Here is a 26,477-nt window from a genome sequence, read left to right on the forward strand (position 1 = left end):
AATGGCAGGTGGCTTCGTTCGGCGCCGCGATCGGGCGGGAATCCGGACGCCGGGTGCGATGGGCGGCCCGCGCCGTTCGAGGCGAGGCGCCGTCGTCCTTCCGACCTGATCGAATTGTCAAAGAGGGGCGTCGTCGGCGACCGGGACGCGGGCCGATCGGGCGGGGCCCGACGCGGCGACGGGAGGAGGACGACCCCGGGGATCGGGGAGTCCCATGACCTTTACTATCGTGAATCGGGGCCGGTCCAGTCACTCGGGAGGGACGATTCGCCCGGATCGTCGGGCGACTCCGGCGGCCGGAGTCGTCGGTCGGATCGACAATTCGACGGACATGATGAGGCTAGGCGACGGGTCGGCCGAACTCGATCCCCTCTCGGAGGAGCGGAACCCATGGCCTGGGACATGCCTTCCCCTTCGATGGCACTCAACGCGGTCTCCCCGGACCGGGACCGGGCGAAGAACCGGGCGAACGTGCTCCCCTACGACATGGACCACAACGCGGCGATCGACTCCGATTCGGAGGGTGGATACCATCCCGCCATCTCCCGGGAGGAGGTCATCGACGCGATCAAGGCGGTCGTGAAGCACGTGAAGCTCAAGTCGCTGGTCATCAATTGCCACGGCCGGCCGGCGTTCCTGGAGCTGGGAGAAGGGTTCACGACCCTGACGGTCTACCTGTTCGAGCGGGTCCGGGCCCGGATCGAGACGATCTGGATCTCCAGCTGCGACGTCGCGAAGGTCGTCTCGGCGAAGAGCAACGACTCGGACGGCTTCCTGTTCTGCAGGAATCTCGCCTACTGGTCGGGCGCCCGGGTCTTCGCCTCGGACGTGCTCCAGGAGCAGAAGGGCTACACCAAGCTGAAGAAGGGCCAGATCGACCCCATGGAGAAGCCCGTCTACGAGTTCTTCCCGGACTGGGAGAAGGAGCCCGAGGAGAAGCCGTGGTACTGGTCGCCCTAGGGGAGGGGGGCAGGGGGGGAGTCCGGATCCCGGAGATTGATCAGGGTGACCCGGGGGATGGACCGGGAGACGGCCGGGAAGCCCGGGTCGACCAGGCCGAGAGCGGCGGCCCCCTCCCGGTCGAGCCCGGGGGGGGCGGAGGCGCTCTTGAGCAGGACCAGCCCGGGGGCGCCGAGCCGGACGGCGAGCCGGGCGGCGATCGAGTCGCTGGTCACGTCCCAATGGTGGGGCAGGGGGTCGGCCGACGATCGGTCCTCGGCGTCGAGGGTCCGTCGGGGGGCGAGCACGGGGATCTCTCCCCGTCCCCAGGACGGTCCTAGGGCGTCGACCTCGTCGACGACCGCCAGGCCCGGCACGAGAGCGGCGAGCAGTTGGGCGGTCAGGTCCATCGCCCGGAGGGCCAGGGCGTGCGACCGCTCCTCGCCGAGGCGGTGCGTCCGGTCGAGCCGTCGGAGCATGTCGACGATCGACCCGCCGCCGACGACCAGGACCGCCCGGGGGTTCGCGAGGGACCCGAGGAGAGCCGGGAGGGCGTCGGGCAGGCCGGGCCAGTCGAGCAGGCTGCCGCCGACTTTGACGACGATCGGGGGGGGGAAGGCATGGATCGGCAGGGGGCCAGGGCTCGGGGGAAGGGACGCCGGTGACGGGCCGCCTCGGGCCGTCGGTCGGGACGGCGGGTCAGCCGGGCGACTCCCCATCCCGCTCGCCGGCGAGCACGACCAGGGCGTAGGCACATCCGGCGGTGGAGGCCAGGGGGCCCCAGGTGTCGTCGAGGGAGAGGACGGGGGCACCCTCGGGGAGGAGCCGGGCGGCGAGGCGTCGGGCGAGGAAGCTGCCGGAGCCGGAGACGACGGCACCCCGGGGGCGTCCGACGGTCTCGAGGCAGGCGCGTTCGGCGGACGCGGCGAGCCGGGCCATCAGGGCCTCGTCGGCGGCGAGGGCGAAGGCCCGGGCGTCCTCGGGGGTGAAGCGGTCCCGGTCGGCGCCGACCATCCGGGCCAGGCGGTCGAGCGCCGCCGGGAGGGTGGCCGGTCGGCCGTCGGCGGTGGAGTCGTCGGTGGGGTCGGGGGGGAGGTCGCCCAGGGTGAGGTAGACGTCCAGGGTCGAGGCGAACAGCTCGGCGGCCAGTCCGGTCGGGCGGCCCCGATGGGGCAGCTCGGTGGCGAGGGCCATAATCGGTGTGCGGCGGACCCCGGCGTAGAGCAGCTCGCCGGCCTGGAGGCGATCGGTGTCGGTGCGGCCCCGGGCGGCGGGTCGGCCGTCGAGCAGGGGGATCAGGTCGGCGGTGGTCGAGCCGACGTCGATGAGGATCCCCGGCCCCTCGGGCAGGAGCCGGGCGGCGAGGGTGGCCAGGGCGAGCCAGTTGGAGGCGGCGGGCAGGTCGGGCTGCTTGACGGACTCCTCCATGGTGTGGAAGCGGCCGTCGGTCCCCCAGACCCGGATCGGCCGGCCGGGGAACGCCTTCCAGACGGCGCCGAGCACCGCGGAGACCCCCTCGGACTTGGTGGCGAAGCAGTCGCACAGCTCTGCCGTCATCGTCACGGCGATGCGGTCGGCCGCCGGCAGCAGCCCGCCGACCCGGGCGAGGGCGTCGGGCAGCTCGGACGGGCGTTTCCAGAGTTCGAAGGGGAGCGAACGGGCCTGGCCGCCGGAGTGGGCCGCCTTGATGTTCGCGCCGCCGATGTCCAGGCCCAGCCAGGTCGGGCGGGCGACCGCGTCGGGCGGGCTCATGGTCGGGCTCCCTCGGGCAGGGGGTGGATCGAGCCGTCGGGGTCGAAGGCGATCGGCGAGTCGAGCCGGGACCGGATCCGACGGAACAGCCCGGCCAGCAGGTCCTTCGGGGCGTCCTCGAAGAGGGCGAGCCAGGCCGTCGCCAGCGTGCCGGGTCCCAGCAGGTCCAGGAAGGCGACGACCGAGGTCGTGGGCCGGGGGTTGACCTCCAGCACGACCGGCATCCCGGTTCCGTCGTCGACGAAGTCGATCCCCACCCATCCGCGGAGGCCCGGCAGGGCCCGGACGACCCGGGAGACCATCCGGAGTTCCCCCTCGCCGAAGCGGAGCGGGGCGATCCCCCCTTCATAAGAGATCCGGCCCCGGTCGACGGCCGTCCGCTGGGAGGCGAAGCCCAGGACGTGCGGCCTCCCCTCGCGGTCGACGAGCACCGAGGCGCTCCGGAGGTCGCCGTCGACCCGGGGCTGGAGCAGGGCGACCTCGGGACTCCAACCCGGGTCGGGCCAGTCGGCCTCCCCCTCGAGCAGGAAGGTGTGGGTCGAGCCGGCGCCGTCGACGGGCTTGAGGACGGCCGGGTGCCCGACCTCGGCCTCGGCCGCCCGGGTAGTCGCCGGTCCGTCGAGGGGACCGGCGGCCGACGGGGGGGCGGCCGGTCCCCCCGTCGGGAAGTCGACCCGGCGCGGCCAGGCGTCCCTCGGGGAGACGGCCCGGGTGGGGGGGGTCCGCACCCCGGCGGCGAGGAACCGATCGAACGCCACCAGCTTGTTGCCGGCGTCGGCGATCGAGGCCGGGGTGCAGCCGAGCGACCGGGCGCCGAGCCGGTCGAGGATTCTCGCCCGATCGAAGAGGATTCCGCCCGTCTCCGGGGCGATGACCAGTGTATAATCGGCGTCTCCCGAGAGCCGGGCGAAGGCCCCGGGCTCCTGGCCGGGCCCGACCCGGACGAGGTCCCAGGGCCCCGGCTCGTGGGGCGACCGGGCGTCGAGGGTCATGACCACCCGGACGCCCGGGACGCGGGCGAAGTCGGCGGCGAGGGCCCGCCGCATCGCGTCGCCTTCGGCCCGGAGCGAGGGGGGGAGTTCGGCCCCGGCCAGGCCCCCCCCGGTGACGAACTCGTGGACCAGGACCGATCGTTCCCGACGTGCGCCGGAGTCCCCCGATTCCATGCGGGTCATCCCCGTGCTCGACCTCAAGTCCGGGCTGGCCGTGGCCGCGATCGCCGGCGATCGGGACCGCTACGGCCTGATCCGGGGGGCCCCGGAGGGCTGCAACCCCCTGGCCTGGGCCCGCCGGTTCCGCGACCTGCTGCACGCCTCGGGCGTCCCGGGCGCCCCGGCATTGTACGTCGCCGACCTGGATGCGATCGAGGGGCAACCGCCGCACCTGGAGCTGTTCTCGGAGATCGCCGGGCAGGGGGTCTCCCCCTGGGTCGACGCCGGGGTCCGGACGCCGGACGACGCCCCCAACCTGCTGGCCAGCGGGGTCGAGGTGATCGTCGTCGGCCTGGAGACGGTCGCCGGCCCCGGCGCGCTGGCGGCGATCGTCGAGGGGGCCGGGCCCGATCGCGTCTGCTTCGGGCTCGACCTGCATCGCGGCCGCCCGCTGGTCGAGACACTCGACGCCTGGGGGACCGCCGACCCGCTGGAACTCTGCCGGAGGGCCGTCGACCTGGGGGCCCGGACCGTGATGGTGCTGGACCTGGCCCGGATCGGCACCGGCCGGGGCACCGGGACCGAGCCGCTGATCAGGGCGATCCGATCGGCCTGCCCCCCCGGGCTCCGCCTGATCGCCGGGGGGGGCGTCTCCGGCCCCGAGGACCTGAACCGACTCGGCCAGGCGGGGGCCGCCGCCGCCCTGGTGGGCTCGGCCCTCCGGGACGGCCGCCTCTCCCCCGCCGACCTCCGCGCCCTCGCCCTCGGGGCCCCCTGCTTCCCCCGGCCCCCCGGCGTCGACGCGTGGCCCGGCTGAACCGCCCGACGCCGCGGTTCTCCGCACGACCGTCTTGCCGCGCCCCCCGTCCTCCCGGTAAGATATGGGCGTCGGATGAAGCCCCTCGACTCATCCCCGCTCGCTCGCCGAAGTGGCGGAATTGGCAGACGCGCTAGGTTCAGGTCCTAGTCCGGTTCACCCCGGGTGGAGGTTCGAGTCCTCTCTTCGGCACTTACAGCATAAGGGCTTACGGCGACGAGCCGTGAGCCCTTTTTTCGTTGCCCCAGAATTCTGGGGCAAATCTGGGGCAGGTGGCCCGATGCGTCGGTTTTGCGTCCTACAGTCGTGATAGGGGTTCCCCATCCGGCCGATAAGGCGCATCCGACATGGCCTGGCACGAGTTCGACTCAAAGAGCGGCTTCTACCGCATCCGCTTCCGGTTCGCCGGCACGAAGTTCAACCTCTCGAAGACCCTCAAGATCACGGACGTGGACAGGGCCCACGCCTGCTGTGAGACCGTCGAGGAGACAATCCGCCTGCTCAAGCGGGGCGTCCTCCGCATCCCCGACGGCGTCGATCCCGGCGAGTTCATCGTCAGCGGCGGCAGGCTCACCGAACCGCTCAAGCCGAACAAGCCCGTGACCAAGCCCAAGACCCTGACCGACCTCTTCAACGCTTACGTCGAGGAGATGGGGGCCATCGAGGGGCGGGAGGGAACGTCGGAGACTGAGGGCTACCACATCGCCCATCTTTCCACCCCGGACCTCCTCGGCGGCGACCGAATCATCGACGAGGTCACCGCCGACGACATCCAGCGGTACGTCAACGCTCGATCGAAGCAGTGGTGGCGTGGTCGTTTGATCAGTCGCGATACGATCGAGAAGGAGTTGGCGACGCTGGGCACCATCTGGCGATGGGGGGGCCGTCGTGGGCTGGTCGCCGTGCCTCCCCCTTGGCGGCTCCGGGACCTCACCCTCCCGTTCGCGAAGGTGAAGCCCCAGTTCAGGACTTCCGAGCAGATCGAACGGAAGCTCAAGCGAGGGGGCCTGACCGAGCAGGAGCGGCGCGAGCAGTGGGACTGCCTCTACCTGACCGGCGAGGAGATCGAGGAGGTCCTCGACCTCGTCCAGGCCAATGCCACGGCACCGTTCATCTACCCCATGTTCGCCTTCGTGGCCCTCACTGGCGCGCGGCGGGGCGAGTTGCTCCGATCCCAGATCGACGACTTCGACTTCGAGGCGGGCTCGGTGACGATCCAGGGCACCAAGGGACGACAGCGAACCCAAATCGTGGCTCGCGAGGTTGACATCCATCCTCGGCTGCGTGATGTAATGACGGGCTGGTTCGCCCATCATCCCGGCGGCCAGCACACGCTCTGCAAGGCCGACGGGTCTCCCTTGACCGTGCACGAGGCCAACCACCACTTCGACCAGCCGTTGAAGGGGTCGAAGTGGCAGGTGATCAAGGGCTTCCACGTCTTCCGTCACAGCTTCGCCAGCATCCTGGCCTCCCGAGGCGTGGATCAGCGCTACATCGACAAGTACCTCGGGCACCAGACCGAGGAGATGAAGAAGCGCTACCAGCACCTACACCCCGGCAAGGGCGGGAAGCCGATCGACGCCCTGCTGGCGGGGTAGCAGTCCGTCACGCTGGAATCGTTCCAGTTCGGCGTGCGAGATCGCCCACTCCTTCGACCGTCCGTGGCCACTGCGCTTCTTGGTGCCCTTCAAGCGGCCCTCGGCGCAATAGTCCCGGACGGTCTTCGGTTTCAGGCCCGCGAGTTCCGCGAACTCCTCGGTCGAGTAGACCTCCTTGATGGTTTGGCGGGCGAGCTTGGAATCAAGCATCCGCACCATGAGGATGAGTTCGTCCAACTTCGATTCGATGTCCATGAGCGTTTGCCAAGAAGTTGACCATGATGGGTTGCTTTGCATCCGAACGAGAGCGATCGCCGTTCTACCCAATTATAGCACATAAATCACAATCTGTCATCATGATTATAAACTTTCACTTGAGAATGAAGCCGACTTTGGCTTCGGGATCGCCTGATCACGATGTCCCACCGCATGAAATCGCCGAGGTTGACGGCCCCCGATCAGTGACCTAGGGAACGATAGGCCCTGCGCCGATCTGGCGTGTGACGGCCCGGATCGACCATCTGGAGCCGGCAGGATCGCTCATGGAACGCCTCCTTGAGCGACCCGAGGGTCAGTGCCCGGCCGGCGATCGAAACGACCGGGTCGCCGGCCGCCTCGACAAAGAGGCGGGGTTCGCGGTTCCACACCAGGGATGAAGCTACGGTTGGCATCGGGTCAGGTCACCGGCCTCGCGATGAGTCTTGCGCCCGGCAGCCTGATCCAGGGATCGAGACGACGATGTCACACTCAATGGACGACCAGACCGCCGAGGGGAACGCCGCGCCCACGGCAACCTTGCGCTGGGTCACCGACGCCCTCGATCTGGCCCGGCTCGGCCTCCGGGTCTTCCCCTTGAGGGCGGGCACGAAGAAGCCGCTGTTCAAGAGCTACAGAAAGCGAGCGACACTCGATCCGGTTGTCATCCGGGCCTGGGGCGACGCACACGGCGACTGCAACCTGGGCGTGATGATCGAACCTGGCCTGGTCGTCCTTGACGTGGACCCCAGGAATGGCGGGGCGGAGTCCTTGCGGTCACTGCTCGCGGCTCACCGATCGTTCCGCACGGTCGAGGCGCTGACCGGCTCGGGGGGCAGTCACTACCTGTTCCGGGTCGGCAAGGGGGACCGCATCCGGTCGAAGACCAATTGGCGCCCAGGGCTCGACATCCTGAGCGAGGGGAAGTACTTCGTCGTCGAGCCGAGCACCCACCCCGACACGGGCAAGGAGTACGTCTGGCTTCGGCACCCCGGCCAGGGCATCGGGAATCTACCCCCCTGGTTGCTTGACCTGCTTCCGAAGCGGAGCCGTCGGAGTAGGACCGGCTCCTCGCGTCGTCCCACGTCCGGGAAGAAGGCCGGCGACTTCGATCGACTGCTGGAGTTCGTCGTCAACAGCTTCCCGATCGACGCCTACGGCCAGCGCCACGACCGGATGAGGGACGCCGTCTGTTCGCTCGTCTGCCGGGGCGACGACGACGACCTCATCGTGCCGGTCATGATGATCTGGTGGGAACACTTTCACTCGCTCGGCCGGGTCCGCACCGGCCGAGCGGGCATGAGCCGCGAACTCCTCGCCTGTCTGCGGTGCACCCGGGACAATCCCGATCTGGAGGCCATCGAGGGGGCGGTATGGCACCGCGTTCGATGCGCCTCGATCTGCCTGGATCGCAGTCAGCGGCGTCAGATGAAATCGCCGATCCTGGTCGATCCGCTCGGCTGCAAATCGCTCTCGTCCGCCGGGAGAGGAAAGGTCCCCAGACCCCAAACTTGTAAGAACCTGACACAAATCGGCGACATCTTATGCGAATCGGAGGACGAGGCGGCCTTCGTCGAGTCGTTGATCGTGCATGTCACGCACCGTCGGCTCGACTTGGGCGAGATTGAGGTCCGTATGACCGACGACTTCCTGCGCCAGATCGCCGCCGAACGCCGGCCGACGGACTGGCGTCCCTGGTGCGACAAGCAGATGGACCGGCTCAAGGCCAAGTACTTCTGGAGGCCGGGTCGCGGTGGCCGTCCTGCTCGGCCAGCCACACGATTCGAGTTGTTGCGGGTGATCGAGACAGGCACCCCCACCAGGGGGAGCCGGCCAGCCAGGCCCTCGATCTACCGGACCACAGGCATCGAAGCCCTGCTGGCCCCGGAGGCGGTCCAGGCGACGGCCGGTTCTCGGCACCTTGCGGCACGCCTCGACCTCCCGTCCACGGGCAACAAGGAAGCCGCTTGACGAGTATGCCCCACCCGAGGGACGGGGGCCGTCCATTTCATCTCGCCTGGCCGGGCCACAGTGCGTCGTGACGGGCCGACCTCCTCGACCGTGATTCTGGCCGAGAGGGGCGTGATGAGCCGCTGGGGACGATCCTGGGGTCCGTAGCGACGGATTTGCCTCGCGTTTGGGGAGGGCCGGTTGATCGGTGGCCGACGATGGCCCTCCTGGTCCTACGTCCTACCCCCGCTCGGATTCCGCCAGCAGGTATGCCCTCATCGGAGCCGTTGGACGCCCAGGCAACGCCGACTCGGCCCTGTCGTTCAGGCCCTCTGGCGATGCACGCGAACGAGCGGCTCTGGACGGCGCGGGGGCCAAGCCATCCGCCTGCGTCGAGAAGATGGCTACGAGCCCCCAACCCGGACCAAAATCTATCAACGAAATTCGATGCGACAGGGAGGGGGTAGGGGGAGGGTTCTTGTCTTCTCTGGCGGGGCTGGGCCAGCGGACTGTCCCACCCCCCCCAGAGAAGAAATACCCCATCGGGCCGATCTGGAGGAAACTTGCCATGTTCCCGCAATGGGTCCTGTACGCCCCGTCCCGGGAGTACCCGAACCACTTCGTCATCCGCGAGTTCACCTGTCAGGGGGACCAGCCGGTGCCGACCGGCACCTACTCGGTCCACGAGACGCTGCAAGCGGCTCGCGAGGCCATCCCCGAAGGCTTCGAGTGGGTCCCCCGGAGCGAGGAGGACGAACCGGCCATCGTGGAGGTCGGGGCCCCAACGGGGTGGGGCGAGGTCCTGGCCATGCACGTTGAGGGAGGCGAAGCCGGCCTGGATCGCACGATGGCCCTGCTGGACCGGGCGGTCATGATCAAGCCCACCGAGCGGGACTGGGACTGACCAAAAAAATCCCAAGTTGGGACTTTTTCCCATCAACCGTAATTGATGATACCAGGAGGGCTCAAAAAATCCACGAGCCCGATGTACTACTCGAAGGCCACGAGCGGGTCCTCCGGAGTCCGGAGAACGACCCGGCCATCGTGGAGGTCTGGGCCCCACCGGGATGGGGGGAAGTTCTGGCCATGCTGGACGAGTAAGGTGAAGCCGGGCTGAATCGCACGAGGGGCATGCTCGACCGGGCGATCTGGATCGAACCCCGGGACATCGACCGGGACTGACCTCGTTGCCACGGTGGCAATGACCCATCAACCGCAACTGATACTTGTCAAGGGGTGTAGATAATTCCAGCCAGCCCGATGTACTACTCGAAGGCCACGAGCGGGTCCTCCGGAGTCCGGAAAACGACCCGGCCATCGTGGAGGTCTGGGCCCCACCGGGGTGGGGCGAGGTCCTGGCCCTGCTCGTCGAAGGAGGCGAAGCCGGCCTGCATCGCACGATGGCCCTGCTGGACCAGGCCGTCCTGATCGAGCCCGAGCAGGACCGGGACTGACCTCAATCCCAAGTTGGGATTGGCCCATAAGCGGAAATTGATGCTTACCAGGGGGGCTCAAAAATTCCACGGGCCCAAGGTAATCTACCTGGGCCCGCGCTCGGGGGGAGGGCCGGGCCGGTCGCCCTAAGTCGAGGCATTGCAAGGACTTACGTCTCTCACAACCGTACGTGAAAGTGAACACTATTAGGGTGGCCGATAGTGATAGCACGAATCATCGATAATGCACATCCTGGCTGGTTCGTCCCACCGACTCGCTTGGCGTAAGCACGTCGCGATTCTTGCGGTCGCATTGCCCTGGTTCAACCGTCCTGCTCCAGGCAATCCGACCAGAGCGGCCTGAACGCTCACCGAAATGGGCTCGGGCTGGTGGGATGCAAGGGGATGCCATCGGTTCCGGTTGATGGCGCTGGTCAGGCTCCAATCCGGTCACCGAGCAACGGCCGTTGCTCACCCGAAGTGGGGAGCGGGGAGTGTTCCCGCAGCAGACATGCGGCCCCTTCCTCTCCCATTACGCGAGGGGGCGATCCCCGATTGCCGCTCCCAGAAGACCCGGGCCCGCGCTTGGCCACCAGGGCGCCTCGCCGAGCAGCGCCTCCGCCGGACGGACGAGTGGATCGGCGATCCCTCGGTCGGCGAGGCCGGTGGACCCGGTCCGTGATCGTCTTCCCACAGGACTCGCCGGAGAGCCGTCGAGAGGCCGGCTCATCGTCCGAGGGCGGTCTCGCGCCGGGAAGCGAAACGACTTCACCGATGGTCGGGCGCGGAAGGAGTCGCCTCGGGGCGGTCCAGCCCTCCCGAGATTGATCCGGCATCTCTCGGGCTGGAGAGGACTGGTTGGGGGGCTTCGATGCCCCCCCTCCACGAGTCGTCCGGGGAAGGCTTCGATCGCAGTACGCTTCGCTGGTCGAACCCGCCCGATGCCGCCCCAACGATCTCCCTCGATGCAGATTGGGGCGATCACATCGAGCCGACCCGATCAGACCGGACCCGTCCGGTGTGGCCGATGTCGGTCGATCTCGCCATCGTCGAGGCCGCCCGCCGGCCGTTGTCCGTCGGGACTCGGCCGGCAGGGGCGGCGCCGCAACAGGTCCGTCCCGGAGGACCATTTGAGTGTAGATTTACTTGCGTGCATGAGTGCGCATGCGCTGTTTTTCGTCAACACAAACCCACGCTTCATGTGGATTTTTCCAAACGACCCGTCCCCTGGACCATGTCCTCATGCGTAGGATCGGGGTGTCGGGCGAGGTCGGCTCGCCCGAAACGAAAGTGGGCCCGAGGGTGCTGCGAACACCCCCGGGCCCGGGGAACGCCAAGCTGTATGAGAGCCTGACGCCCATGTCTATCGTACCCCGTCGCACCCTCCCCCTGTCGATCACCCACCCCCAACTGGTCGCCGAATGGCACCCGGAACGCAACGGCGACCTGACGCCCGAGCACCTGACCGCCGGCTCCAACCGCAAGGTCTGGTGGCGTTGCCTCAGGGACCCGGCCCACGAATGGGAGGCCCAGGTCAACAACCGGACCCACGGCGGACAGCAATGCCCCCACTGCGCCAATCGTCGCGTCTCTGAGGCCAATTCCTTGGCGACGCTCTACCCCGAGGTCGCCGCCCAGTGGCACCCGACCGCCAACGGTGACCTGCGGCCCGAGGCGATCATCGCCGGCTCGAACACAGTCGTCACCTGGGCCTGCCCGGCCGGGCCCGACCACGTCTGGCGAACGCGGGTCGTCGAGCGGACGACGGGAGGCAAGGGTTGCCCCTTCTGCGCCGGCCGCAGGGCATCGGTCACCAACTCGCTGGCGAGCCTCTTCCCCGCCCTGGCCGCCGAGTGGCACCCCGAGCGCAACGGTGACCTGACCCCGGACGGCGTCGTCGCCGGGTCGCACCGCAAGGCGTGGTGGCGCTGCTCAAAGGACCCCGAGCACGTCTGGCAGGCGACTGTCGTGGATCGGACGACCAGGGGGATCGGCTGCCCGAATTGCGGCGGGCGGGTTGCGACGGCGACCAACTCGCTGGCGGGCCAGTTCCCCGCCGTCGCCGCCGAGTGGCATCCGACCAGAAACGGCGGCCTGACCCCGGATCGGGTGCTCCCCCGGGCGGGGACCAAGGTCTGGTGGACGTGCCCCGAGGGCCCCGATCACGAGTGGGAGGCGACGGTGGCCAACCGCACGTCCGGCCGCACGGGCTGCCCCTGCTGCGCCGGCCGGCACGCGTCGGTGACCAATTCGCTGGCCACGCTGCACCCCGACCTCGCGGCCCAGTGGCACCCGGAGAAGAACGGCGACCTGACGCCCGACCGGGTGGTGGCGGGCTCGAACACGCCCGCCTGGTGGACGTGCCCGGAGGGGCCGGACCACGAATGGCGTGCCTCGCCGGCCAACCGGACGAAGCTGGGGCGCGGCTGCCCATGCTGCGCCGGCCAGCGGGCATCGGCCGACAACTCCCTGGCGACCCGCTACCCCGAGGTCGCCCACGGTTGGCACCCGACCCGCAACGGTGACCTGACCCCGGATCGGGTCGCGGCGGGCAGCACGCGGCGGGCCTGGTGGCGGTGCTCGAAGGACCCGTCGCACGAGTGGGAGGCGATGATCTACACGCGGACCCTCGGCGACAGCGGTTGCCCGACCTGCAAGAAGGGCTGGACCGTCGGGGCGATCCGGGGCCTCGTCGCCTCGCTGGTCGAGCACCTGTCGGCCTTCACTCCCGCCGAGTTGTACCTGCTGTTCCAGCAGAACGGCCTGATCGGGAGCACCGGCAAGGGCAAGGCGTTCGCCGACGCCCTGGCCACCGGCCGGTTCCCGGCCGACGAGTTGGGCAAGTTCGTCCGGAGCGAGCCGTCGCTGGTGGACGAGTTCCTGGCCGATCCGACGCGGTCGCTGGGCGACGGGGAGCCCGAGGACGAGGACGGCGAGGCGCGCGCCCTGGCCGTGCTGCCCGAGGGCTCGATCGACGGCACGGACGGGCCCGCCGCAACGTCGGAAGCCGAGGGGCTGCCGACGATCGAGACGAGCCGGGTGCTCGCGGCCCTGGACCACGCCGTCGTCTCCTCGGCCGACGCCGAGGCGGTCGAGTTCCTCGTCGCCTCGGGCGTGGCCAAGCTCTGGGCCCACGCCTTCCTCGATGAGGACGAAGCCGTCGCCCAGGCGGAGGACTTCCACGGCGGCGCGTTCGCCGAGCGGGTGAAGGGGCGCTTCCTCGACGAGCACCGCCGCGCCCGCAACCTGGCGATCCCCGAGGGGTATGCCTTCGCCCTCGACGGCCGCCCGGTGGCCCCGAACCTGATGCAGCGGCTGGTGGCCGTGCAGGTCCGCGACGACCGCCGCGTGGGCAACTGGTCCGGCACTGGCGCCGGCAAGACCCTCTCGGCCGTGCTCGCCTCGCGGGCCGCCGGCTGCCGCACCACCGTGGTCTGCTGCCCCAACGCCGTCGTCGAGGGCTGGCGCGACGTGATCATCGCCGCCTTCCCGGGCAGCCTGGTGGCGATCAAGACTTTCGAGCCCGGCTGGCCGGCCGGCGACCAAGGCCGCCCCCGCTACCTGGTGCTCAACTACGAGATGCTCCAGCAGCCCGACTCGGCCGCCCGGGTCGGCGACCTGATCGGACGCGGACCGATTGACCTGGTGATCATCGACGAGGTCCACTTCGCCAAGCAGCGGGCCGCCGAGGACATGACCCTCCGCCGCCGCAACCTCTTCGCCCTCATGTCCCTGGCCGCCGAGGACAACCCGGGCCTCCGGGTGCTGGGGATGTCGGCCACGCCGGTGATCAACAACCTCCAGGAGGGCCGCAGTCTGGTCGAACTGGTCACCGGGGCGGAGCACGCGGAGTTGGAGACCCGGGCCACCCTGCCCAACTGCATGCGGCTGCACCAGCGGCTCACCACGCTGGGCATCCGCTGGATGCCGCGCTGCGACGCCGTCTACCAGCAGGTCGAGGTCCCGGTCGATTGCTCGGCCTACCTGGACGAGATCAGGGCCCTCGGCCGCAAGAACGGCAACCCGTTGTCGCTGGAGCAGGTCCTCACCAGGGCCCGCATGCCGGTGATCCGCGCGCAGGTGCGGCCCAAGACGCTGATCTACACGCACTACGTCCAGGGGATCGACCGGCTGCTCTACGACGCCCTGGCGGCTGACGGCTGGCGGGTCGGCTTCTACACCGGCGACGACAAGTCGGGCCTGGAGGGCTTCGTCTCGGGCGACGTGGACGTGCTGATCGGCTCGGCGGCCATCGGCGTGGGGGTCGATGGCCTCCAGCGGGTCTGCAACCGGCTGATCGTGGCCGTCCTGCCCTGGACAGGCGCGGATTTCGAGCAACTCAAGGGCCGGGTGTTCCGCCAGGGGCAGCGCCAGGGCTCGGTGACGATGGTCCTGCCGATCACCTACGCGGAGGTCGGCGGTCAGCGGTGGTCGTGGTGCGAGTCGAGGTTGAACCGGCTTCGCTTCAAGAAGTCATTGGCCGATGCGGCGGTCGATGGCGTGGTGCCCGAGGAGCCCCTGCGCACCCCGGCCCAGGCATACCAGGACGTGATGGGCTGGCTCGATCGGCTCGACTCCGGCCAGGTCGAGGCGATCACCCGCACCCCGATCCGCGTGCCCCTTCCCCCGACTGACGAGACTGGCGTGCGACGCCGCCGGCACGGCGACTTCACGAAGATGAACCAGGTCTGGGGCCGGATGGCGAGCGACGCGCTGCACCGCCGGCTCCAGGCCGACCCCGGCGAATGGGCCCACTACCACGCGATGTACCGGGCGGCCCGCGAGGACTGGGCCATCGTTCCGGCCGAGGAGTTGATCCGCTGGTGCCGCCGCCGGAGCGGCTATGTCATCGGCGACTTCGGCTGCGGGGAGGCGATGCTGGCCAATGCCCTCTCCGACCTGCACGTGGTCCACAGCTTCGACCACGTGGCGATCGACGACTCGGTGGTGGCCTGCGACATGGCCCATGTGCCGCTGGAGGACGAGTCGTTGGACCTGGCGGTCTTCTCGCTCTCGCTGATGGGTGCCGACCCGACGGGCTACCTCCGCGAGGCGCACCGGACGCTCAAACTCGACGGCGAGCTTCACGTCGTCGAACCGACCTCCCGCTTCACCGACCGGGACCGCTTCACGCGGGACCTGACCAGGCTGGGCTTCGACGTGGTGCGGGTCGAGGACTGGTGGAAGTTCACCCACATCCGGGCCTTGAAGACGGACGGGACGCCGCAGGACGGAGCCGCGATCACATTCTGATGCCGGCCGACTTGGCCGGGGGCCGCCTCGGTTCGGCCCCCGGCCACTCGATCGCCCCGCGCCCCAGGGCGGGCCGAGGCCCATTGGAGGGCGAGGGTGGTGATCGTAGGCCGGGATGGCCGGCCGATCAAGGTGCGGCGTGCTGGGGACAGCCGGGGTTGAGGCCGGCGCCGTGCTCCTGCTGAGATGATTTTCCGTCGTGTCCTTGTAGCTCGGGCTTCAACCCGGTATGGTGTCGTCGCGCATGTCATCAACATGTCATGACGGTCGCCTCGATGGTCAGCGAGGCAGACGGGCCGTGTCCCCGGTGCCCGGCGAATCGGCCGGAGTATGCCCCAACGTCGGAGACCCCGGACGTGGACCCTCTCGACGCCGCCGATGCCGACACTCGGGGTCATTTCCTGGCGTTCTCCCTGGGGCCCGTCCAGCCGTTCATCGCTTCGGCCCGCTCGGTCCGCGACCTCTGGACCGGCAGCTACGTGCTGAGTTGGCTGTGCCTCGCCGGTATGCAGCCGATCCGGGATCGCTTCGGAGACGGGGCGATCCTCTCGCCGAACCTCGGCGGGAATCCCTTGCTGGGATCACGTGGAGTCGCGCACGAGGGGTTGCCTTCGGCCTGCTTGCCGAACCGATTCCTCGCACGCATCCCCGACGATGACGGCGACACCGCCCGGCTCCTGGCCGATGATTGTGAGCGGAGTTGTCGAGCGGGCTGGAAGCAGATCAGCGGCGCGGTCCGCCGGGGGCTCGCAGTTCGCATGGAGGGCCTCGACCCGCACTGGGATCGGCTCTGGGACGCCCAGGTGGACGACTTCTTCGAGGTCCGAACCGTCGTCCTGCCGCTCGCTGGCTGCGACGCGCCGACGCTCGAACGCCTGCTCTGCGAGCAGTATGACCTGACGCGGCCCGATGGGCTCGCGTGGGGCCGCTTGGAACTGGTCGCCCGCCTGATGGAGGCGCGGGGGGCAGCCGGGCACCATCCGGCCTACGCCGCCCGGGGCGACGTGCCCCAGAAGTGCTCGCTCCTGGGCAGCTACGAGCAGATGGGGCCGGCCGGGCTGGACGAGTCCCGGCGCTTCTGGGAGGCGTTGGCCGTCCCCGAGAACGCCTGGTCCGGCACCAGGACGCGGCGGTCCGAGCGGCTCTGCGCGGTCAGCCTTGTCAAGCGGTTCGCCTGGCCGGCGTTCCTGCACGAGGAAGTGGGACTCACGCCCGAGTCCGGCTACTTCCCCGACACGGCCACCGTGGCGGCTTCCAGGTGGCTCGCGACGGAGCCGGAGATCAGGCCAGATCGCGAGCGAGCGGAGCATGGGGCCTGGTCTGGCCAGTGGCTGCACCGGGCCGAGCAGGAAGGCCCCGGTAGGAGGCGCGTCGATGATGACCGCGACCCTCCCCCGCGCGACGGACTCCTGCGGACCATCCGGCGCAAGCGACTCGCCCAGGATGCCCCCCCGGCGTACCTGGCAATCCTGATGATGGATGGCGACCGGCTGGGGCAATGGCTCGCAGGGATCGGGCCCAATGGCACGCCGGCGACCCGGGTCGCCCCGAACGAGTGGATCGCCGCGATCAGCCGAGCATTGGCCCAGTTCTCGGTCGGGCGCGTCCCGGAGATCGTCCGCCGGCACGGTGGCGTGCCCATCTACTCGGGAGGGGACGATGTGCTCGCTTTCCTGCCCCTGGAGGACTCCCTCCCCTGCGTGCAAGAACTCCGGGATGCCTACGTCGAAGGATGGGCCCGGTGGGTCGACCCGCTCTGCGAGCCGGCGGCCCGGTCGGGGGCCACCGTCAGCGCCGGCCTCGCCGTGGTCCACCACAAGGAGGACCTGCGATACGCCCTGGGCCGGGCCCGTGCGGCCGAGCATGCCGCCAAGCAGGCGGGTCGAGACGCAGTGACGTTGACGATCTGCCGCCGATCGGGCGAGCATGCGTCCGTCGGCCTGCCCTGGTCGCTCCTCCCCCGCGTCGAACGCTGGCGCACGTCGTTCGCGGCCGGTGCCTCGGACCGATGGCTGTACGTCCTCCGTTCGGAGTTGCCGACCCTGGGTGGCGACGAGATGCCCTGGTTGGCCGTGGAGGCAGAAGTGCGGCGCCTCGCCAGTCGCGCCGAGGACCCGGCGCGACGAATTGGTCCCGACGAAGCGGTGGACTTGTTGGACGCCTATCGCGAGGCGATGGAGAGGCGAGGTCGAGGCCGGGGGCGTGTGCTGGCAGACTTCATCACCCTGGCCCAATCGGCCTCATTCCTGGCCCGAGGTAGGGACTGATGACGCCCCGAGACCGCGTCCGCATCGGCCTCGGGATCGAGGCGCTCGACCTGCTGTTCTTCCGGGGCGGCCGGCCCTTCGGCCCCGCGACCCGCGCCGAGGGCGGGCTGCCCCAGCCACAGACCCTGGCGGGGGCGCTGCGGACGGCGGCCCTGGCCGCGCACGGCTTCGACTTCGCCGGATGGTCGCGGAGGGTCCGGGACTCGACTCGGGGGGAGGGCGACCTCGCGGGGCTCCTGGAAGAATTCGGTGCCCCCCCGGGCCTGGTCGGCAGCCTGTTTCGCGGCCCCTGGTTGATGGAAGAGGGAGTGGGATCGGAACCCACGCCGCTGTGGTCCATGCCGGCAAACCTCTACAGGACCGAGGGTGGGCGATGGTCTCGCTCCGACCCGCTGCCCGAAGCTCCTCCCGGCTGGGAGTCGAGGCCGTCGGCCCGGAGGCCCCTCTGGCGGCGTGGCGATCGGTCCGCGAAGCGGCCCGAGGGGTTCCTGCGTCCCGCCGGCATGACCACCTATCTCCGAGGGGGCGTCCCCACCGATGCGGATTGGGTCCGGCCGGCCGAACTGTACGACTTCGACAGTCGCACCGGCCTGGAGATCGACCCGGAGACCCTGGCCGGGGCCGAGGGCCGGCTGTACGCGACCCGGATGCTCGCCCTGCGGCGTCACGTCTCCTTCTACGCGGAGGTCCTCCCCCCGGCCGCGCACGCCGATGCCGTCCGGCGCCTGCTCGGCGGGCCCTTCCCGTGGGGCGGCGAGGGCCGGTATGCCGTGGCCCGGGTGCTGGACCGCTGCGTCGACTGGCCCGATGGTGGAGACGCGGAGGGGCTGCCACTACGAGTGCTGGCCTCCCCCGGGTTGTATCGCGTCGCGGGCCTGCCCGACCGGATCGCCGAGGAGCACCTGGTCGCCGTCGCCTCCGGCCGGGCGTTCGCCGTCTCGGGCTGGGACGTGGCCCGCAACGCCCCACGGCCGACCCGATTCGCCGCGCCGGCCGGCGCGGCCTATTTCCTCGACGGCGACGCGCCCGAGGACGGGTCATCATCGCTCTGCACCGACCCGGACCTCGTCGCCGAGGGCTGGGGATTCGCCCTCAAGGGAGCCTGGCGACATGCCTGAGAACGTCGTTTCCGCGATCCTGGGCCTGCACGCCCAGACCTCGCTCCATCCCGGGGCCGGGACCGCGCTGGGCATCGTCGACCTTCCCGTGCAGCGCGAGCGGCACACCCGGTGGCCGACGATCCCAGGCTCCTCGCTCAAGGGCGTGCTCCGCGACGCCTGCCGGGAGCGCTACAAGTCTGAGTACTCGGGAGATCGACAGCGGACCAACCAGGAGAGCCCGAGGCTCCGTGCCGCCTTCGGCCCGCACACCGAGGCGGCCGGCGAATCGGCCGGCGCCCTGAGCCTCACCGACGCCCGGCTGCTGGCCTTCCCGGTCCGGTCGCTCAGGGGTGTCTTCGCCTGGGTGACCAGCCCGGCCGTGCTGGACCGGCTCCGTCGCGACCTGGCGCTCTGTCGCTTCGGGGCCATCGACTGGCAGGTCCCGCACGTCGAGAAGAACCGGGTGATGCTCCCCTCGGATGACTGCCCGTGCCTGATCGAGGGCGGGCGCATCGCCCTGGAGGAGTTCCTCTTCGAGCGCGCCGGCGACTCGGACGGCCGGATCGCAGGCTGGATCGCCGATCACGTCCTGCCCGATTCGGCCGCCTTCGACGCGACTCGCGCCCGCTTCCGACGCAGCCTGCTCGTGCTGCACGACGACGACTTCGACCACTTCGCCCAGTATGCCACCGAGATCAACGCGCGCATCGGTCTGGACTACGAGACCAAGACCGTCAAGGGCGGGGCCCTCTTCTACGAGGAGTACCTTCCCCCGGAGACGCTCTTTTACGCGCTCGTGCTGGCCAACGAGGCACGGGCCAGGGCCAACGGCGAACATCCCTCGGCCGGCCGTGCCATGGGGGCGGTGGATGTCTTCGATGTCCTGAGGGAGACGCTCCCGGAGGTCCTCCAGGTGGGGGCGGATCAGTCGATCGGCAAGGGGTATTGCGCCACGAGACTCGCCCGAGGGAGGCACGATTGATGGCCGGCCACCAGACCCTCGATCAGCGTCGCGCATCCCATGCCTGGCGGGTCGTTCAGCAGGTCAAGGACGAGGGCAGGGACGATGCCAGGCGGGAATTCAAGCTCCAGGCCAAACGCCTACCAGCCCGGGTCGTGACGGCGGGCCTTGGCCAGGCACTGGCATTCCTGGAGGCCAAGGACTACGCGCCACACCTGCGGGCCGCGCTGACCGACTGGATCGGGCAGCAGGTGTCGGCGGCCCCGGGCCGCACCGGCGATCGGCTGCTTCGCCGCGTCGTCGAGGGTGATTCCGACTTCCTCCGGCTCGCGACCGCCGAATGCCTGGCCTATTTGCAGTGGGTCGTCCGCTTCGCCGAGGCGGAGTTCCGCGACATCAGCGACGTGGAGGAGGTCTGAGGGATGCCCATCGGCAGGGTCCAGTTCTGGGTACGCTCCCGATCCCAAGGCGCCGTCCTTGATGAGCGAGGCGCGCGTCTCCTGTTCACGGCGAAGGACCTGGAAGGGCTCAGGGTCGAGGAGATTCGCGATGGCCTGGAGGTCGCCTTCGACCTCGGCCCCGATGGGACTGCCCGCCGCGTCCGTCAACCGCGATCCTCGTTCCTTCGTCCCCCGGAACCCCTCGACAGGGACGATCCCCTCCTGACCGCCGTCCCGCTGCCGCCCTCGCTCCGTGAACTGGTGGAGCGGTTCAAGGGGCTTGTCCATCCCGGCCTCCGGTTGGACAAGTACATGATGCCCGCCGTCAATCAGGAGGGGCAGAAGCGGGTCCTGTCCGAGGTCGCGGAGCGATCGCAGGGTGATACGCAACTCCTCGCCGAGGTCTTGCGGCGTCGTGACGCGATGCTGGACGCCGCCGAAGTTGTGCGTTGGGACCGCGAGACGGCGGGGCCGCTGACGCTGCACCTGGCGCGGGCCTCGGCGTTGGAGAACGCCGGCCTGTGCCTCCACCCGATCTACGGGTTCACCTTCCTGCCCGGCTCGGGCCTCAAGGGCCTGGCCCGTGCCTATGCCGAGACCGTCTGGCGGCCGGGCCAGCCCGATGACGCGGCGGCGGCAACGGACATCGAACGCATCTTCGGCTTCATTCGGGGGACGGGGGACGAGGGAGCGGCGGCCGGCACCGTCATTTTCCACGACGCCTGGCCCGCATCCTGGCCCCGGCTGATGGTGGACATCGTCAACAACCACCACTTCGGTTACTACCGGGGGGAGGACTGGCCGGGCGACTGGGAGTCGCCGTCGATGGTCTATTTCCTCGCCGTCCCCCCCGGCCAGACGTTCTCGTTCGCGCTGGGCAAGCGGAGAGGGGATGTCGACGTTCGCCTGCTGGGCCTCGCCCGCGCGTGGCTGGACGGTGGCCTGACGCACCTGGGCTGCGGCGCCAAGACGGCCGCCGGCTACGGGCACTTCGCCCCGCAAGCGAACGAGCCGCCCATGCCGAGCGGTCCCAACCGCACGGGCTTCTCGGCGGCCATGACGCTCGAATCGCCGGCCTTCCTCGCCGGGGCACGCCAGGAGGCAGACGACTGCGACCTCCGCCCCGCGACGCTCCGGGGCCTTCTCCGCTGGTGGTGGCGGACCCTGCACGCCGGCGCCCTCAGCCAGACACAATTGCGGGACCTGGAAGCGGCGATCTGGGGCAACACCGCCGCTGGTAGCGTCGTCCAACTCCAGGTCGAGTCGCAACGGCCAGGGTCCTTGCTCTACGACAAGAGCGCCAGGATCGACATGCGATCGGGCGAGAAGGGCGGTCCTTATGGTATCCCCGGGGCCGACCCGAGGAAGACGACCCAGGGCCTCTGGTACGCCTCGTTCGGGATGCACGACGGCGGCCGTCGCCGCTTCGTTGTCGAGCCTGGGGCGGCCTGGACGATCCGATTGACCGCTCGGACCAACAAGGCTCTCCGAGAACACGGGCTCGGTCCCGACGACGTGCTTGATCAGGCCCGTGCTGCCCTCTGGCTGCTCTGTCGATACGGCGGCGTTGGCTCCAAGGCACGCAAGGGGTTCGGGTCGCTCTCGGCCGGGGGGCTGGACGAAATGGACCTCGACCACTGCCGCGAGGCATCCCGCAGGTTCCGCAGGGGTATGGGCCTGCCCGAGGACGAACGCCCGGGGGTGGCCGAATCGCCGGCGCTGTGCGACCTCGTGGCCGAAGAGATCGAGGCCGAGTTCCCCTGGGACGATGTCTGGCCCGTCCTCGATCAGGTCGGCTTCGCCTGGCAGGGATTCGCCAAGCGGTTCGCCCACGACCACGACCAGGAGGGGCAATTGGTCCCGACGTGGTCGGGCAGGGATGCCCCCACGGGCTACACGAAGGCGTCGCTCGGGGTGCCCCGGCGGATGGATGGTGGGGACCGACGCTGGGCGGGCGAGCGACACGCATCGCCGGTCCACATCCACGTCGAGCGGGCCGGGGGTGGCGCCCATCGGGTCCGGGTCATCGCCTTCGCCGCACCCCGGCTGCCGACCCGCGAGAGCAGCGTGACGTTCCTGCGGGCGTTCCTCGACCACCTGCGCGATGACCTCCGACGCCGGTCGCGACTTCCTCCAAGGTCCTCCCGGCCTGGCCCGAGCGGGCGCGGCGGGCGACCCGGCCCGGTGGGGGGCGGGGGGTTCGGCCAGCGGCGGGATGCGGGGGCAGCCCGGACGCGAGGCGAACTCCATGGCGGTCCAGCGCCTGCTGCCCCGCCCCGTGGCCATCCCAAAGCCGGCGACCGCGTCGAGGCGACCTTGCTCCCGGAGCGGACGAAGAAGGGCGGCTGGAAGGCGCGCCACGAGCCGACCGGCCTGAGCGGGCCCATCGTCGATTCGGCCAAGGTGCCCTCCGACAAGGAGCCCGGCAACGTCATGACGCTCATCGTGCACGCGGTCGGCGCTCGCGAGATGACGTTCCGAGTCGAGTGACCGGGGACCATCGCCGATGCGCATCCTCCTCTGCCTGCTGTCCGAGCAGCATGTCCCCAACCTGCTGTCGGTCCATCACTTCGATCCGAAACCCGACCGGCTCGTGCTGGTCGAGACCGGGGAGATGAAGCGGCGCCGCGCCGCCGAGCATCTGCTCAAGGCCCTGGAGGCCGGCGGGCTGGACTACTCCGACCGTTGCGAAATCCAGACGCTGGAGCACGAGGACTCCCTGCCCGAGGTCCGCCGTGCCTTGCAGGACGCCTTCGGACGCCATCCGTCGGACGAGTGGATCGTCAACCTGACCGGCGGCACCAAGCCGATGTCCATCGCCGCGTTCATGTTCTTCTCGGTGATGGACGCGGCGGCGATCTACCTCAGCGGCCGACAGCCGAACGTCATCCGCTGGATGGACGGCTCGAAGGTCGAGACATGCGTCTATCGGCCCACCGTCGCCGAGTTCCTCGCTGGCTACGGTTTCCCCTCACGCAAGCCCCCCGAGAAGGTCGCTGAGGCGGAGGAGCGGGCACGAGGATGGTGGGCCCTGGCGCGGGTCCTGGCAGCCCGGAGCACCGCCGAGAGCCTGATCTGCTTCGAGGACGAGCGGGAGCGGAGCAAGGCCAGGGACAGGGGCTTCGCCCTTGAACATCGGCACCTGGAGCCCAGGACGCTCGCGGTCCCGGACATCCTCCGATCCATCGTCGAGCACTTCGACCTGATCGAGCAGGACAGTGTGCCGACCGGCAAGCTGGACAGGTACCAGACGCAGTTCCTGCTCGGGGGCTGGCTGGAGGTCTTCATCTGGGGCCTGCTCGATCGTCACCATGCGGCTCTGGACATCTGGGACGTGCGGCTCGGCCTGGAACCGACGAGCCCCGACGCCCAGGTCGGCAACGACTTCGATGTCGCCTTCATGCACCGCTACCGCCTCTGGATGGTCGAGTGCAAGACCGGCAGCCAGGAGCACGACCCCGGCGGCGACATCCTCTACAAGGTCGAGGCCGTCATCCGCCAGTTCCGGGCCCTGCACGTGCGCACGTCCCTGGCCACGACCTCCGACTTCCTGACCGACCCCCGGACCGGCACAATCAGGGAAGGCCACCGCAACCGAGCTTCGGCCTACGGCTGCGCCCTCGTGACCCGCGATCAGGTCCGCGCCATGGCCGAGGCCGACGACCCGGTCGAACTGCTTCGCGAGGCCCTGGGGCTCCGTTGACATGCGACCCGCCACCACGCTGATCAGCACCGTCGGCACGAGTCTCTTCATGCCGAACCTCGCCGGATTGCGGGGCGATGACCCCGACCCCGAGCGGCGTCGGCTGGCCGTCGCCTACGCCGCACGCGACTGGGGCGCTGTGGCCAGTGCCCTGGCGTCGCTGCCCCCGACCGAGCGGACTTGCGGCGCCGAGGTCAACTCGATCGCAAGCCTGCTGACCAGGGGCTACGCCGTCCCCGACGCGAACCTGTTCTTCTGCCACTCGGATACCGACGACGGCCGGGCTATCGGCCGGGTCCTGGCCGCCTACTACCGCCGGGTCGGCCATCCCGTCGCCGAGACCAGGCCGATCGACGGCTTGCAGGACAGCGACCCGAGGCGATTTCGCACCGAGGGCCTGCGCAACCTGGCCAAGGTCGTCTGTCGGCTGGTCCGCGACTACGGCCCCGATGCCTGCGCCATCAACGCCACCGGCGGCTACAAGGCTCAGATCGCCGTCGCCGTGCTCCTGGGCCAGGCCCTCGGCGTGCCGGTCTACTACAAGCACGAGCGGTTCGACGAAATCATCGCCTTCCCGCCGATGCCTGTGGCGCTCGACGTGCGGGCCTGGATGCGGCACAGCGGCCTGCTTGCACTGCTCGATGCCGAAGGGCGGGTTCCGACCTCCGCATTGGCCGAGGACCTGGACGACGGGGGCGAAATCCTCGAATGCTTCGTCGACCGTGTCGAGGTCGACGGCGAGGAGTACCTGGCCCTCTCGCCGACCGGCCAGGTCGTCCATGAGACCTTCCGGGAACGATTCCGCACCGAGCGTGACCGCTTCTTGCCTCCTGCGGTGTTTGCCTCGGACAAGCAGCCGCCGAAGCTCGGCGACCACGGCGTGATCCTCCGGCACCGCGAGGCGCTGCGGCGATACCTCGCTGCGATCACCGACGATGTCCCGCAGGTCCGGTCGTGTCGTACGGTCTATTGCAACCCAGACCTGCCCCGCCCCCTGATGTTCCGGCTCAGGGGCGAGGAGGTCCAGGGGACCTGGTCCGACGGCTCCGATGCGGTCACCTTCGCGGTCCAGTCGTCGGCGACGACCGACGGCCAGCGTGAGGCCGTTGTCGCGATCCTCAACGACTGGCTCCAGGCACGCCGGTAGCTCGATTGCTCCGAGGCAATGGCTTCTACTTACGTTGCCTGTCCCGTATCTCGAAGCTATGCTCCGTAGACGCTGTCAGGAATGTTCGTCGCCCCGCCATCTTGCGCCAGGACCATCTACGCTCTGGGTAGCTACGAGCGAACTGATGTGCGCAAGAATGATTGCATTCATGCAAGGGCCTGCCGCCACCGGATGACAGAGCGAATGAAGGACCTCGGCTGCCGCGTGCGGTAAATTGTTTTGGGGAAGTTCCTCGACCGTCGGCTCTTTGACAATTCGCTCGCGAAATCGACGGTCCTGATCGACCACGCCCCGAAACCGAGGGGATGAGACACGACACCGTTGGCCTAGTCATACGAGTTCGTGTTGTTGAAATAGTTCGTCCGACCCCCCGCACCGTAAGAGGGGATTGAAACACGATTTGCATGTGCTTGTTGAGCAGGAAGTCCTCGACATTCCGCACGACCCCGACCCGATCACGAGGGGATTGAAACTGGCCGTAGATCTTCGGCGGCAGGCCGTAAGTATCGATCTGGCCGCACGACCCCGACCCGATCACGAGGGGATTGAAACGGCAGACCCATGATCCACTTCCGCCGCTGAACGTAGCCCCGCGAACGACCCCGACCCGATCACGAGGGGATTGAAACGACTCTACAGCGATTGGAAAGTGACATACCAGTTGCATCTCCCCGCACGACCTCGCCCCGATCACGAGGGGATTGAAACAAGACGTGGACCTTGTCGCCATCCGTCCCGGTGAAGTCGATCTGCACGACCCCGCCGCGATCACGAGGGGATTGAAACTTGAGGCCGAAGATGATGTTGTCGTCATCCGTTTTGGCCTCGGCTGGACGCCCTGCCCCGATCACGAGGGGATTGAAACTCGGTTTGGATCAAGCAAAGTATCTCGGGTACGTTGCGGACCTTGTCGCACGACGCCGCCCCGATCCTGAGGGGATTGAAACGCAATCCAGGTGATCGCTTGCAGTTGGTGCGGCATGATGCCGATCTGCACGACCTCGCCCCGATCACGAGGGGATTGAAATGCAGACCAGGATGAGCAGTCTGCCGGGGCACAGCTTCAACTGCGGCGTACGCCCCCGCCCCGTTCCCGTGGGGATTGAAACCTCAGATTGAAGGTGTCGTACCCCGTCTGGTAGAAGACCAACTGCACGACCCGCCCCGTTCACGAGGGGATTGAAACGTGACCCGGCCATTCTTCGGGTGCTCGTTGGCGGCGGTCGACCCGTATACCCCGCCCCGATCATGAGAGGATTGAAACCAGTTCGTGTGGATGAACTTGGCGATCGTCCACTTGTTCGGGCGTACGACCCCGCCCCGATTACGAGGGGATTGAAACAAGCGACCGTCTCTCCACTGGTGTGTGTATCCAGTCGACTGCACGACCCCGGACCGATCACGAGGGGATTGAAACATGGGATAGTTGTCGTACACCCACGGCTTGACCCGAACCTCCGCAAGCCCCAGCCCCGATCACGAGGGGATTGAAACCGGACGGTGAGTACCGCTTTCATGGTCTCGTTGTGCTCGATCCGACAACACACAACCTCCAAGGGGATTGAACCGTAGACCTTCAAGTTCCTCCCGTCGGAATCGACACAGGTGTCGCATGAGCCCGCTCGATCACGAGGGAATTGGAACGAGTCAACGAATCTGTGCATGAGCTTATCCTTTCGGTTCTATCACT

Annotated in this window: 18 protein-coding genes, 1 tRNA gene and 1 CRISPR repeat array; of the genes, 15 read left to right on the forward strand and 4 right to left on the reverse strand. The window is 69.0% G+C overall.

Annotated features, from left to right (window positions below; translation table 11 throughout):
- Positions 1-390 precede the first annotated feature (390 nt).
- Positions 391-960 carry a hypothetical protein gene (locus ElP_RS07560; protein ID WP_145268031.1) on the forward strand — a complete coding sequence of 190 codons (570 nt, stop codon included), beginning with the start codon at positions 391-393 and terminating at the stop codon, positions 958-960.
- Here ElP_RS07560 and ElP_RS07565 read toward each other — a convergent pair.
- Genes ElP_RS07565 through ElP_RS07575 form a run of 3 tightly spaced genes read right to left on the reverse strand, consistent with a single transcriptional unit; the run spans position 957 to position 3,866 of the window.
- A complete protein-coding gene (locus ElP_RS07565) occupies positions 957-1,658 on the reverse strand; it encodes an amino acid kinase family protein (protein ID WP_145268032.1) in 702 nt (233 codons plus the stop codon). The genes ElP_RS07560 and ElP_RS07565 overlap by 4 nt on opposite strands.
- Positions 1,639-2,691: a hydantoinase/oxoprolinase family protein gene (locus ElP_RS07570; protein ID WP_145268033.1), complete on the reverse strand. Its 1,053-nt coding sequence runs from the start codon at positions 2,689-2,691 to the stop codon at positions 1,639-1,641. Before ElP_RS07570 ends, ElP_RS07565 begins: the two co-directional genes overlap by 20 nt.
- Positions 2,688-3,866, reverse strand: coding sequence for an ATP-grasp domain-containing protein (locus tag ElP_RS07575; RefSeq protein ID WP_145268034.1), 1,179 nt, complete (start codon positions 3,864-3,866; stop codon positions 2,688-2,690). Before ElP_RS07575 ends, ElP_RS07570 begins: the two co-directional genes overlap by 4 nt.
- Between ElP_RS07575 and ElP_RS07580 the strand changes: the two genes are divergently transcribed.
- From ElP_RS07580 to ElP_RS07590, 3 genes are all read left to right on the forward strand, one after another.
- Positions 3,856-4,659 carry a HisA/HisF-related TIM barrel protein gene (locus tag ElP_RS07580; RefSeq protein WP_197446791.1) on the forward strand — a complete coding sequence of 268 codons (804 nt, stop codon included), beginning with the start codon at positions 3,856-3,858 and terminating at the stop codon, positions 4,657-4,659. The genes ElP_RS07575 and ElP_RS07580 overlap by 11 nt on opposite strands.
- Positions 4,660-4,765: 106 nt before the next feature.
- Positions 4,766-4,851, forward strand: a tRNA-Leu gene (locus tag ElP_RS07585).
- A 155-nt stretch (positions 4,852-5,006) separates the two neighbouring features.
- On the forward strand, positions 5,007-6,257 hold the full coding sequence (locus ElP_RS07590) for a tyrosine-type recombinase/integrase (protein WP_145268036.1): 1,251 nt from the start codon (positions 5,007-5,009) through the stop codon (positions 6,255-6,257).
- Here ElP_RS07590 and ElP_RS07595 read toward each other — a convergent pair.
- The gene (locus ElP_RS07595) at positions 6,207-6,512 is read right to left on the reverse strand and encodes a helix-turn-helix domain-containing protein (RefSeq protein WP_197446792.1); all 306 of its coding nucleotides are present in this window, start codon (positions 6,510-6,512) and stop codon (positions 6,207-6,209) included. The genes ElP_RS07590 and ElP_RS07595 overlap by 51 nt on opposite strands.
- A 495-nt stretch (positions 6,513-7,007) precedes the next feature.
- Here ElP_RS07595 and ElP_RS07600 point away from each other — a divergent pair, with 495 nt between their 5' ends.
- From ElP_RS07600 to ElP_RS07645, 11 genes are all read left to right on the forward strand, one after another.
- The gene (locus tag ElP_RS07600; RefSeq protein WP_197446793.1) at positions 7,008-8,483 is read left to right on the forward strand and encodes a bifunctional DNA primase/polymerase; all 1,476 of its coding nucleotides are present in this window, start codon (positions 7,008-7,010) and stop codon (positions 8,481-8,483) included.
- 547 nt (positions 8,484-9,030) lie between these two features.
- Positions 9,031-9,366, forward strand: a complete 336-nt coding sequence (locus ElP_RS07605) for a hypothetical protein (RefSeq protein ID WP_145268039.1) — start codon at positions 9,031-9,033, stop codon at positions 9,364-9,366.
- Between the two features lie 415 nt (positions 9,367-9,781).
- Positions 9,782-9,916, forward strand: a complete 135-nt coding sequence (locus tag ElP_RS40550) for a hypothetical protein (protein ID WP_261344411.1) — start codon at positions 9,782-9,784, stop codon at positions 9,914-9,916.
- A 1,338-nt stretch (positions 9,917-11,254) separates the two neighbouring features.
- Positions 11,255-15,148: a zinc-ribbon domain-containing protein gene (locus tag ElP_RS07610; RefSeq protein ID WP_197446794.1), complete on the forward strand. Its 3,894-nt coding sequence runs from the start codon at positions 11,255-11,257 to the stop codon at positions 15,146-15,148.
- 356 nt (positions 15,149-15,504) lie between these two features.
- Positions 15,505-17,415, forward strand: coding sequence for a type III-B CRISPR-associated protein Cas10/Cmr2 (gene cas10, locus ElP_RS07615; RefSeq protein WP_197446795.1), 1,911 nt, complete (start codon positions 15,505-15,507; stop codon positions 17,413-17,415).
- A complete protein-coding gene (locus ElP_RS07620; RefSeq protein ID WP_145268042.1) occupies positions 17,415-18,533 on the forward strand; it encodes a type III-B CRISPR module-associated Cmr3 family protein in 1,119 nt (372 codons plus the stop codon). Before cas10 ends, ElP_RS07620 begins: the two co-directional genes overlap by 1 nt.
- Positions 18,526-19,497 (forward strand): type III-B CRISPR module RAMP protein Cmr4, encoded by a 972-nt coding sequence (gene cmr4 / locus ElP_RS07625; protein WP_145268043.1) that lies wholly within the window; start codon positions 18,526-18,528, stop codon positions 19,495-19,497. Before ElP_RS07620 ends, cmr4 begins: the two co-directional genes overlap by 8 nt.
- On the forward strand, positions 19,497-19,895 hold the full coding sequence (cmr5, locus tag ElP_RS07630; protein ID WP_145268044.1) for a type III-B CRISPR module-associated protein Cmr5: 399 nt from the start codon (positions 19,497-19,499) through the stop codon (positions 19,893-19,895). The genes cmr4 and cmr5 overlap by 1 nt, the downstream gene beginning before the upstream one ends.
- 3 nt (positions 19,896-19,898) lie before the next feature.
- A complete protein-coding gene (gene cmr6, locus ElP_RS07635) occupies positions 19,899-22,406 on the forward strand; it encodes a type III-B CRISPR module RAMP protein Cmr6 (RefSeq protein ID WP_145268045.1) in 2,508 nt (835 codons plus the stop codon).
- Between the two features lie 16 nt (positions 22,407-22,422).
- Positions 22,423-23,619, forward strand: a complete 1,197-nt coding sequence (locus tag ElP_RS07640) for a Card1-like endonuclease domain-containing protein (protein ID WP_145268046.1) — start codon at positions 22,423-22,425, stop codon at positions 23,617-23,619.
- Between the two features lies 1 nt (position 23,620).
- Positions 23,621-24,766: a putative CRISPR-associated protein gene (locus ElP_RS07645; RefSeq protein WP_145268047.1), complete on the forward strand. Its 1,146-nt coding sequence runs from the start codon at positions 23,621-23,623 to the stop codon at positions 24,764-24,766.
- 471 nt (positions 24,767-25,237) lie between these two features.
- Positions 25,238-25,653: direct repeats of the CRISPR family, unit length 23 nt; unit sequence CCCGATCACGAGGGGATTGAAAC.
- Positions 25,654-26,477 lie beyond the last annotated feature (824 nt).

It is taken from the genome of Tautonia plasticadhaerens (assembly GCF_007752535.1).
GTDB lineage: Bacteria > Planctomycetota > Planctomycetia > Isosphaerales > Isosphaeraceae > Tautonia > Tautonia plasticadhaerens.